We start from the raw sequence: 10359 nt of genomic DNA, 5'->3' as shown, positions 1-10359 counted from the left end.
GCCGCGCAGCACCTGACCTCCTGGGGGCTCCTGGGGTTCGCCCAGATGGCCGCGGAGACACTGCGGGAGGCCATCGAGACGGGCGTGCGCTTCCAGAACCTGTCCGGGGCGATGGTGGTCTGGTCGGCGGGGCAGGAGGGAGCCGGCTACGTGCTGCGGGCCGCACTGCCCGATCCCGCCCTCGATCCGGCGGTCGCGGTCTTCCTGGCCGAGGAGGCGTTCGCCAGCGTCGTCACCCTCACACGGCTGAGTTCCGGCGCTGAATTCACCCCGCAGAGCGTCGAGTTCGCCTTCCCCGCCACCCGCCGGGCCGGGCCGTTCACCGACTTGTTCCGCTGCCCCGTACGCTTTGGCGCCTCGCACAACCGCCTGGTGTTCCCCACGACGTGGGCCGGGCGGCCGATGCCGGGCCACGACCGGGTCACCTACGCCGCCGTCGTGGAGCTCCTGGAGGAGCAGGTGGCGTCGAGACGCGATCAGCAGGACCTGCTGGAGGTGCTGGAGATCTCGATCGCGCAGAGCCTGCCCGACGTGCCGTCCTTCGTCGAGCAGGCCCGACGTCGCGCTTCCAGCGAGCGCACACTGCGTCGTCGGCTGGCCGAGTGCGGCACGACCTACGAGGCGGTCGTCGACGGAGTGCGCCGCGAGCGGGTCGAGCAACTGCTGCGCCGCCCCGAGCTGACCCTGCGTGACATCGCCCGGCAGGCGGGCTTCTCGGACGTGCGAGCTCTGCGGCGGGCGGTGCACCGCTGGCACGGGGTAGCCCCGGCGCGGCTGCGCGGGGAGTCCGCGGCACGGTGAGGCCGGTGCCCCACGCACCACCCACCGGGCTGCCGCACCGTCCGGCCGACCAGGTCAACGCGTGCGGATCCAGACGGTCTTCTCCCTGGTCCACTGTGTGAAGGCGTCGGTGGACTTCTCCGCGCCGCCGAACCCCGACTGCTTCCACCCTCCGAAGGGGGTGGTGAGGTCCCCCTCGCTGTACGCGTTGACGGAGACCACCCCGGCTTCGACGCCCCGCGCGAGCCGGAGCGCCGCGTCGAGGTCTCGGGTCCACACCGAGGCGGCGAGCCCGTACACGGTGGCGTTCGCCCTCCGCACCGCCTCGTCCTCGGACGTGAAGCTCTGGACGGTGACGACAGGGCCGAACAGCTCCTTGGTGAGCACGTCGCTGCCTTCCGGGGCACGGCTGATCACCGTGGGCGGATAGTAGGCACCGCGTGGCGGCAGACCGTGCGGCAGCCCGCCGGTGTGGATGCAGGCTCCGGCGGAACGGGCCGCGTCCACCGCCGCCGCGACCCGGTCGAACGCGGCGCGGCTGATGAGCGGCCCCACTTGGGTGCGCGCGTCGGCGGGGTCGCCGATGACGAGGTTCTTCGCAGCGGCGGTGAACCGGTCCAGCACCTCGGCGGCGATGCTGTGGTGGACCAGGACACGGGAGCCGGCCGTGCAGTTCTGCCCCATGGTCACAAACGCGGCCTCGATCATGTCGGCGATCAGTTCGTCGCCGTACTCGAGCGCGTCCGGCATCAGGATCTGAGGGCTCTTGCCGCCCATCTCCAAGGAGATCCGCTTGAAGTTGGTCTCCGCCGCGTGGGCCAGGACGCGGCGTCCGGTGGCGGTGGATCCGGTGAACGACAAGGCCCGCACGAGCGGGTCGCGGGCGAGCGCCGTCCCGGTGACGGTGCCGTGGCCGGGCAGTACGGTGAGCACGCCGTCCGGCAGGCCCGCCTCGGTGGCCAGAGCGGCCAGGTGCAGGGCGGAGCGCGGGGTGGCCTCGGCGGGCTTGAGCAGCAGCGAGTTGCCCGCGGCGAGTGCGGGCCCGACCTTCCAGGCGGCCATCGCCAGAGGGTAGTTCCAGGGCAGGATGGCGGCGGCCGCCCCGACCGGTTCCCGGCTCACCAGGCCCAGGCTCTCGCGAGAGGTGGGGGCGACGCGGCCGAAGACCTTGTCGGCCGCCTCGGCGAACCAGCGGATCGACTCGATCGCGCCGGGCACGTCGGCGGTACGGCACTCCGTGATCGGCTTGCCCGCGTCCTCACAGTCCAGCCGGGCCAGGAACTCGGCGTCGCGCTCCATGAGGTCGGCAAGGCGCAGCAGGACAGCGGCCCGCTCGCGTGGGGACCGGCCGGCCCAGACGCCACGCATGAAGACCTTGTGCGCCTGCTCGGCGGCCAGCGCGACGTCTCGCTCGCTCGCCGCCGGTACGGTCGTGATCAGCTCCCCTGTCGCGGGATTGACCACGTCGAGCGTCTCCTCGACACGCGTGCTCATCACCCCCCTCATGCTTCCTCCACCAGTTCCCACCGGCCGCCGCCGACCTGGCGGGCCAGTCCTCTGCGGCGCAGGTCCTCCAGATAGCGGGCCATCCCTCGCTCGCCCCGCTTGCGGAACAGCGGGAAGAGCCGGGGCAACAGATTCGGCGCCAGCATCGCCAAGCGCACCAGCCGGGACTCGCCGGGCCGGACATAGACCTCCAGACGGGGCTCGTCCAACAGGCTCACGACCGCGTCGACGACGGCGGCCGGCTGCTGCGGTGTGTCCTGGAACTGCATGGAGTTGCCGCCCTCGACGGCTTCCTGGCGGAGCATCCGGGTGTCGGTGGCCGACGGCAGCACCGAACCGGCCTGGATGCCCTTGCCCAGCAGATCCAGCCCGATGGCGAGCATCGCGCCCCGCAGCCCGAACTTCGAGGCGCTGTACACCGGGGTCTCGCCCAGCGGGAAGATCCCGCCGAGGGACACGGTCGTGATCACCCGGGGATCACCGGAGGCCCGCAGCAGCGGAATGGCGAGGCGGGTGGTGACCAGCGGGGAGACCAGATTGAGGTTGATCTCCCGCTCGATGCTCTCGACGCTGCGCACGTCGAACCGATGCGAGCTGGTCATGCCCACGTTGTTCACCAGGACGTCGATACGGCCGTGGGCGGCCGCGACGCCGTCGAGCACCTGCTCCACGGCGAGACGGTCCAGCAGGTCGCAACCCGCGCCGGCATGCCCACTCCCGGGGAGATCGGCAGCGGTCCGCTCGGCCCGCACCCGGTCGATGTCGACCACGACGAGGCGGGCACCGCCTGCCGCGAAACGGTGGCACAGGGCGCTGCCGATGCCTCCGGCGCCGCCGGTCACCAGGATGACCTTGTCATGGAAGTCGTACGTCATGACGCCACCGCCCCCTGTCGCGCGGACGCGGCCCGGGGCGGCAGACCCGCGGTACGCCAGCCCAGACCCTCGGCGACCTTGCCGAGGTATTTCACGAAGGCGTCGCTGTGGACGTAGCCGGTGTGGCGTGGCGAGTCGACGAACCTCAGTCCGCCGGAGAGGTCCGGCCGGTCGCTGCGGATCATGCGGGCGAACCGTTCGGCGGTCGGCAGTCCGGCCCCCGCGTCCCGGATGAAGGAGGCGATCAACTGGGCCTGGCTGTCGAAGAGCCGGTAGGCACCGGAGTTGGTCTCCACGAAGCCGACGCCGAACAGGCCCTCGTGTTCACGGGAGCAGGAGGACAGGTAGAGGTCGGGGTGCTGCTCGTCGCCGAAGTACTTCTGCGCGACGGGGACCGCGTGGACGTATCCCGTGGCCAGCAGGATCAGGTCGAAGTCGTCGCTGGTGCCGTCGGTGAAGTGCACGGTCCGGCCCTCGGTGTGCGCGATGCCGGGCCTGGCCGTGATGTCTCCGTGCTGGAGGTGGTGGATCAGCAGCGAGTTGATCGCCGGGTGGGTCTCGAACAGCTTGTGGTCGGGCTTGTACAGACCGAGCCTGCGCGGGTCGCCGTTGAGCAGCCGCAGCAGGCCGCCGAACAGCTTCTGCTGCAGCCACATCGGCAGGTGGGGTCCACCCGCGGCGATGGTGTCCACGGGCCGGCCGAACAGGTGCTTGGGTATGAACCAGTAGCCACGGCGCATGCTGATCGCCGCGTGATCGGCGGACCGCGCCGCGTCGCAGGCGATGTCCAGCCCGGAATTGCCCGCACCCACCACCAGCACCCGCTTGCCCCGCAGTTCGTCGCTGCTGCGGTAGGTGACGGTGTGGCGGATCTCGCCGGTGAAGTCGCCGGGCAGGTCGGGGACGTTGGGGTGCCACTGTGCGCCCGTGCACACGACGACCTGCCGGTGGGTGCCGGTCCGGCCGTCGGCCCGGGTGACCGTCCAGGTGCCGTCCGGGTTCCTGTCCACGCTGCGGGCCTCGGTGCCGAACTCGATCCGGTCCCTGAGCCCGTACGCCTCGGCGAACGACGTCAGGTAGGACAGGATCTGCCGGTGCGGCGGGTAGTCGGCGAAGTGGTCCGGCATCGGATAGCCGCCGAAGCCGGAGAGGGTCCTGCTGGAGATGAAGTGGGCCGACTCGTACATGGGGCTGCCGGGGTTGTCGATGTCCCACAGTCCGCCCGGCCCCGTGTGGCGCTCGATGTGCGTGTACGGCAGGTCGCGCTCGGCCAGCGCCCTCGCGACCGCCAGCCCCGCGGGTCCGGCACCGATCACACAGGTGTCGTACTGGTTCTCATTCACCGGTCCGCCTCCTTTCTGGGATGTCTCAGATGTTGCTTGCCGGGAACCTATGCACCGGGCGACCAGCGGGAACTGACCCCTGCGGCCACAGAGGGGACCGCAGCGGCCAGAGGGGGGGCCGCTGCTGCCCTGCACGCCCTCGGCCGTGTCGGACGACCCGGCCGGGGTGCTCACCCGGTCTCGGTGGAGGAGAAGGGTGCGAGCCGCTTCCCGGGCGATGCCGCCGTGCCGGCCACCGTCATCCGGAGCAGGGGCAGCGAGGCGACGACGGTGCCGAGTGCGAGGACGATGCCGAGCACGTCGGCCCCGGCGGCGTCGAGGACGGCTCCGACGGCCAAGGGCCCGATGCCGGTGCCCCCAGGGCGCCCGCCCCGCTGAGGGAGGCGACCAGGCGTCCGGTCGGGTCGATGAGCGCCGCGGCGGCGAGCATCTGCACCAGGACGGCCAGTTGGCAGGTCTGCCAGAGGACGGCGGCGACGGTGAAGAGCACGGGGTCGTGGGTGAGGACCAGGAACGCCATCGCGAGGGCCTGTGCCGTGACGAAGACGGCCATGGACCGCATGCGCCCGAAGCTCCGCGCCGCAACCGGCCCCACCGCCGCGCCGACGAGCGCCACGACGCTGGAGATGGCGAGGACGGCGGACACGGCCGAGGGGACATCCCGGTGTGCTGCCGGCCGAGGACCGAGGCGTACGACCACGCGCCCTGGGTGACGGTCCACAGCAGTGCGGTCCCGAGGAGCAGCACCACGGACGGCTTGGCCCCGGTCGTCCCCGCCCTGCCGACGGGCCCGGTGTCCGCTGTGGCGGGACCGTCCGGGAGCCCTCGTACCAACGGCCAGGCGGCGAGACAGCACAACGCCATGAGCAGGAAGCCGGTGCCGTCCCCGACGTCGTGGTTGGCCGCGGGGACGCCCATGATCAGCAGCGCCGTCACACCGACCGTGCCGGAGATGGTGACGGCGGACGTCTTGTCGGCGTCTTCGGTGGCGGCGAGCGCCGCCGTGGCCGCCGCGTAGACCGCGCCGAGCCCCGCCCCGAGGACCAGGTTGGCCAGGACCAGGGTCACCGGTTCGACGGCCGCCGCCGCTCCGAGGAAACCGGCTCCCGAGAGGGCCAGGCCGAGGCGGGTCATCCGCACCCGGCCCGGCCGCGCGGCCCGCTTGGCCAGCAGCAGCGTCACCACCGCCGTCGCCATCAGCTGGCTCGCGGCCACGATCCCGGCGCCGGAGTCCGAGAGTCCGAAACGGGTCGCGAAGTCGTCGTCCCTCTGATCACGCTCGTCGTTGCCGTGTCGGGGGCGACCGTCGCGGGTGCGGCTCCCGCCTCCGCCCCGCCGGAGGGGCTCACCCCGAACGCAACCACCTGCACTCGGACGTGACGTGACCGGCGCCGGGCCCCTGTGCCGCCCGGCGCCTTGTCAGCCCTCTGCCCGCTCACTTCGCCGAACTCCCTGCGACAGGGCAGACGGTGCCGTTGAGGGAGAGGGATCTGCCCCTCGTCATCGTGTGACTCCCCTATCGGAAGCGCGGGTCACACGCGGCTCCATTTCTGGTGGGCCTGCCCGTTGCAGGTCCACAGGACCAGCGGGGTTCCGCCCGCGGTGCCGGACCCGTTGACGTCCAGGCACAGTCCGGCATGGACGTTGCGGATCGTCCCGTCGGAGCCGACGGTCCACTTCTGGTTGTTCTGGCCGTTGCAGGGCCAGGTGATGACCCGGGTGCCGTTGGTGGTGCCCTGGTTGTAGGCGTCCAGGCACTTGTCGCCGAAGACACGGATCTCGCCACCGGCCCACGTGGTCCACAGCTGGCGGGCGGCCGTGTGGCAGTCCTGGATCAGTACGGTGGCGCCGGCTGCGGTGGAGGCGTTGTCCACGTCCAGGCAGCGGCCGGATGTGTTGCCGCGCAGGCGCGAGGTGGTGGCGCTCTGCGGGCTGCCCCCGGTCACACGGAACACGGCCACGCCGTGCGCGGGGACGCTCGCCGAGATCTGGCCGGAGGTGCTGGACGTGCCGCCGGTCCACAGGTCGGTGAGGGTGAAGGGCCCACCGGACAGGCCGACTTGTGCGGCCGTGGTGGTGACCGTCGTGGCACCTGCGCCCCGGTTGAACAGGCCCACCGCGACCGAGCCGTCGGACAGGGGTTTGGCGAACACCTCGGTGTTGCCGTCGTCGCGCACCCTGCGCCCGCCCGCCCCCAGCGGGTCCTGGTTCACCCCCAGCAGACGCGGGTTGCGCAGGATCGCGCTCACCTCGGAGGACATGGTGCGGATGTCGTTGCCGGCCATGAGAGGAGCGCCCATCAGCGCCCACAGGGCGAAGTGGGAACGGGACTCGGTCAGTGACAGGCCGGGGCGGCCGACGACGAGCATGTCGGGGTCGTTCCAGTGGCCCGGGCCCGACTGCGCCGCGAGCGGCGCGGTGACGTCCAGGACGTTGCCGACGCCCATCGGGTAGCTGTTGGTGTTGCCGTTCTGCCAGATGTCGAGCAGGTCCTCGGTCGTCCGCCACAGGTCGGCGACCTCGCCCCAGTCGTACTTGTCGCCGGTGGGGGCGTGGAAGCTGTTCGGGTTGATGCTGTAGACGATCGGCCGCCCCGTGGCGCGCAGGGCGTCACGCATCAGCGTGAACCGCGCGACCTGCTCGTTGAGGGTGCCGCTGCCGGAGCACCAGTCGTACTTGAGGTAGTCGACTCCCCACGAGGCGAACGTGGCGGCGTCCTGGGCCTCGTGCCCCTTGCTGCCGGTGGAGCCGGGGTAGGTGCCCACGCCCTGGGCGCACGTTTTCTCGTTGGGCGCCTGGTAGATGCCGAACTTCAGGCCCTTGCCGTGGATGTAGTCCCCGAGCGCCTTCATGCCGCTGGGGAACTTGGCCGGGTTGGCCCGCAGGTTGCCCGCCGCGTCGCGCTGCGGGTCGAACCAGCAGTCGTCGACCACCACGTACCGGTATCCGGCGTCCTTCATGCCCGAGGCCACCATCGCGTCGGCGGCCTGGCGCACCTGCGCCTCGGTGATCCCGCACCCGAAGCTGTTCCAGCTGTTCCAGCCGAGCGGCGGGGTGAGCGCCGGGCTGCCCGGCGCGGCCGCTGCGGTGGAGTGTGCGGAGGCCACCAGGGACGCGGTGACCGTCAGCACGGTGGTCGCGAGAAGGCGGAACAGTCGTCCGCCTGATCGTCTGGGCACGGGTGCCTCCTCAGCCGGACGGGTGCCATGAGCGGTGACTGAAGCGACTGTCACGTGCATGACATCCCGCGGGTTCGAAATTTCGCATGCCATTCCGAAACTCGTGATGCCAGGGATGGTAGACGGAGGCCCGAACATGTCAACAGCGCGAGCGTCCGCGCTGAGCACGACATGGACCTGCACCAATTCGCCCACCAAGGCTTCGAATGTTTCGAAGTAGGAGTCGAATTATGCGAGAAGGATTGACGGGGCCCGAGGGCCTCCTATCATCCAGGGTGCTCGACTCATCGATGCACGTTCGAGATACCGAACTGATGCGGTGCTCCACCCGTACGAGGCAAGGCACCTCCAGGGTCATGGGCCAGCGATTCGCCCCTTCTCCACCACGCCACGCAGGCGCTCGCTGTCCGCGCTTTGGAGCGACCCGATCGCACCACGCAACCCCCCACCCCTCCACGAGGAAAACCATGAACCCACTGAAACGGCTCGGCTGTCGCCGAGCCTCCGTCCTGGGCCTGCTGGCCGCGACCATCCTGGTGACACCGGGGACGGCGACCGGCGCGCCCGACGCCGTGCAGGCCTCCACCCTGGGAGCCCAGGCCGCCCAGTCCGGGCGGTACTTCGGAACCGCTGTGGCGGCCGGGAAGCTCGGCGACAGCACGTACACCGGCATCCTGAACCGTGAGTTCAACTCGGTCACGGCCGAGAATGAGATGAAGTGGGACGCGACCGAGCCGTCCCGGGGCTCGTTCACCTTCAGCCGCGCCGACCAGATCGCCAATCGCGCCCAGGCCCGCGGTCAGCGCCTGCGCGGCCACACCCTGGTCTGGCACTCCCAACTGCCCGGCTGGGTCAACTCCATCAGGGACGCCAACACGCTGCGCGGTGTGATGAACCATCACATCACCACCGTGATGAACCGCTACAAGGGCCGGATCCACTCCTGGGACGTGGTCAACGAGGCCTTCGCGGACGGCGGCAGCGGCCAGATGCGCAGCTCGGTCTTCCGGGACGTGCTGGGCACCGGCTTCATCGAACAGGCCTTCCGCACGGCGCGATCGGCCGACCCGGCGGCCAAGCTCTGCTACAACGACTACAACATCGAGAACTGGAGCGACGCCAAGACCCAGGGCGTCTACCGCATGGTGCGCGACTTCAAGGCGCGCGGGGTGCCCATCGACTGCGTCGGCCTCCAGGCCCACTTCGGCGCCGGCGGCCCACCCGGCAGCTTCCAGACGACGCTGTCGAACTTCGCCGCCCTCGGGGTGGACGTCCAGATCACCGAGCTGGACATCGCGCAGGCGCCGCCGACCGCCTACGCGAACACGGTCAGGGCCTGCATGAACGTCGCGCGCTGCACCGGCATCACCGTCTGGGGCATCCGCGACAGCGACTCCTGGCGCAGCGGCGAGAACCCGCTGCTGTTCGACCGCGGCGGCAACAAGAAGCCGGCGTACAACGCGGCGCTGACGGCGATGGGCGGCACACCCACCGCCACCCGAGGTACGCCCTCCGCCACCCGCGGCACGCCGGCCGTCACCAGCGGCACGCCCGCCGGCTCACGCGGCGCCACCGACACCGCCGCTCTGCCCAACCGTTACTCGTGGAGCTCCAGCGGCCCGCTGATCTCGCCGAAGTCGGACGCGACCCACAACATCGCCGGGATCAAGGACCCGACGGTCGTCCAGTACAACGGCAAGTACCACGTGTTCGCCAGTACCGCCAGTTCCTCCGGCTACAACCTGGTCTACCTGAACTTCAGCGACTGGTCCCAGGCCGGTTCCGCCACGCACCACTACCTGGACCGCAGCGCCATCGGGAAGGGGTACCGGGCCGCGCCGCAGGTCTTCTACTACGCGCCGCAACGCCTGTGGTACCTCGTGTACCAGACCGGCAACGCCTCGTACTCCACCAACCCCGACATCAGCAACCCGAACGGATGGAGCGCGCCGCGCAACTTCTACTCGTCGATGCCGGACATCATCCGGCAGAACATCGGCAACGGTCACTGGGTCGACATGTGGGTGATCTGCGACAGCGGCAACTGCTACCTGTTCTCCTCCGACGACAACGGACACCTGTACCGCTCGCAGACGACCGTCGGCCAGTTCCCGAACGGCTTCACCAACACCGTCATCGCGGCACGGGACTCCAAATACGCGATGTTCGAGGCGAGCAACGTGTACAAAGTGCAGGGCAGCAACCAGTACCTGCTCCTCGTCGAGGCGATCGGGTCGGACGGCCGGCGCTACTTCCGCTCCTGGACGTCGAACAGCCTCGCCGGTTCCTGGACGCAGCTGGCCGCGTCCGAGAGCAACCCCTTCGCACGGGCCAACAACGTCTCCTTCCCCTCGGGGCCCTGGACCCGGGACATCAGCCACGGCGAGATGATCCGGGCCGGCCACGACCAGACGCTGACCATCCCGGCCTGCCGGCTCCAGTACCTCTACCAGGGCATGAACCCCAACGCGGGCGGCGACTACAACCTGCTCCCGTGGCGGCTCGGCCTGCTCACCCAGACGAACTCGTCCTGCTGACCGACCGTGCCGTGGGGAGCGCTTCCGTTGGGAGCGCTCCCCCTCCCTGGCTCGCCCCCGACCTTCGCCCGCTTCCTGTCAGAAAGCCGAGGTACCCGTCATGCGCCGCAGACTCCTCGCCCTGGTGGCAGCGCTCTCC

Annotated in this window: 9 protein-coding genes; 4 read left to right on the top strand and 5 right to left on the bottom strand. The window is 70.5% G+C overall.

All coding sequences use genetic code 11. The features are described from left to right. Nucleotides 1-801, top strand: an 801-nt coding sequence (locus ABT116_RS34505) for an AraC family transcriptional regulator (protein WP_351642066.1), incomplete at its 5' end; no start/stop codon positions are given. Nucleotides 802-855: 54 nt separating this feature from the next. Here the strand turns inward: ABT116_RS34505 and ABT116_RS34500 are convergent. From ABT116_RS34500 to ABT116_RS34485, 4 genes are all read right to left on the bottom strand, one after another. Beyond that, nucleotides 856-2274, bottom strand: coding sequence for an aldehyde dehydrogenase family protein (locus ABT116_RS34500; protein ID WP_351642060.1), 1419 nt, complete (start codon nucleotides 2272-2274; stop codon nucleotides 856-858). A gap of 8 nt (nucleotides 2275-2282) precedes the next feature. Continuing rightward, nucleotides 2283-3161 (bottom strand): SDR family NAD(P)-dependent oxidoreductase, encoded by an 879-nt coding sequence (locus tag ABT116_RS34495; protein WP_351642056.1) that lies wholly within the window; start codon nucleotides 3159-3161, stop codon nucleotides 2283-2285. After that, on the bottom strand, nucleotides 3158-4504 hold the full coding sequence (locus tag ABT116_RS34490; RefSeq protein ID WP_351642052.1) for a flavin-containing monooxygenase: 1347 nt from the start codon (nucleotides 4502-4504) through the stop codon (nucleotides 3158-3160). Before ABT116_RS34490 ends, ABT116_RS34495 begins: the two co-directional genes overlap by 4 nt. A gap of 238 nt (nucleotides 4505-4742) precedes the next feature. Continuing rightward, nucleotides 4743-5150 carry a hypothetical protein gene (locus ABT116_RS34485; RefSeq protein ID WP_351642048.1) on the bottom strand — a complete coding sequence of 136 codons (408 nt, stop codon included), beginning with the start codon at nucleotides 5148-5150 and terminating at the stop codon, nucleotides 4743-4745. 216 nt (nucleotides 5151-5366) lie between these two features. Here ABT116_RS34485 and ABT116_RS34480 point away from each other — a divergent pair, with 216 nt between their 5' ends. Then, nucleotides 5367-5522, top strand: a complete 156-nt coding sequence (locus ABT116_RS34480) for a hypothetical protein (protein WP_351642045.1) — start codon at nucleotides 5367-5369, stop codon at nucleotides 5520-5522. Nucleotides 5523-5552: 30 nt separating this feature from the next. Beyond that, complete coding sequence (locus ABT116_RS34475) at nucleotides 5553-5777, top strand: hypothetical protein (RefSeq protein WP_351642041.1); 225 nt, start codon at nucleotides 5553-5555, stop codon at nucleotides 5775-5777. Nucleotides 5778-6036: 259 nt separating this feature from the next. Here the strand turns inward: ABT116_RS34475 and ABT116_RS34470 are convergent, their stop codons facing one another. Further along, nucleotides 6037-7683 carry a glycoside hydrolase family 27 protein gene (locus ABT116_RS34470; RefSeq protein WP_351642038.1) on the bottom strand — a complete coding sequence of 549 codons (1647 nt, stop codon included), beginning with the start codon at nucleotides 7681-7683 and terminating at the stop codon, nucleotides 6037-6039. A 467-nt stretch (nucleotides 7684-8150) separates the two neighbouring features. Between ABT116_RS34470 and ABT116_RS34465 the strand changes: the two genes are divergently transcribed. Then, the gene (locus tag ABT116_RS34465; RefSeq protein WP_351642036.1) at nucleotides 8151-10220 is read left to right on the top strand and encodes a glycoside hydrolase; all 2070 of its coding nucleotides are present in this window, start codon (nucleotides 8151-8153) and stop codon (nucleotides 10218-10220) included. The last annotated feature ends 139 nt before the right edge of the window (nucleotides 10221-10359 follow it).

The organism is Streptomyces sp. NPDC002130 (genome assembly GCF_040296465.1).
Taxonomy (GTDB): domain Bacteria; phylum Actinomycetota; class Actinomycetes; order Streptomycetales; family Streptomycetaceae; genus Streptomyces.
This window is presented reverse-complemented; position numbering and strand designations above follow the sequence as displayed.

Coding starts and splice junctions, on each gene's coding strand:
- ABT116_RS34495 (WP_351642056.1), bottom strand. CDS start 3,161: ATGACGTACGACTTCCATGACAAGGTCATCCTGGTGACCGGCGGCGCC.
- ABT116_RS34480 (WP_351642045.1), top strand. CDS start 5,367: ATGAGCAGGAAGCCGGTGCCGTCCCCGACGTCGTGGTTGGCCGCGGGG.
- ABT116_RS34500 (WP_351642060.1), bottom strand. CDS start 2,274: ATGAGCACGCGTGTCGAGGAGACGCTCGACGTGGTCAATCCCGCGACA.
- ABT116_RS34465 (WP_351642036.1), top strand. CDS start 8,151: ATGAACCCACTGAAACGGCTCGGCTGTCGCCGAGCCTCCGTCCTGGGC.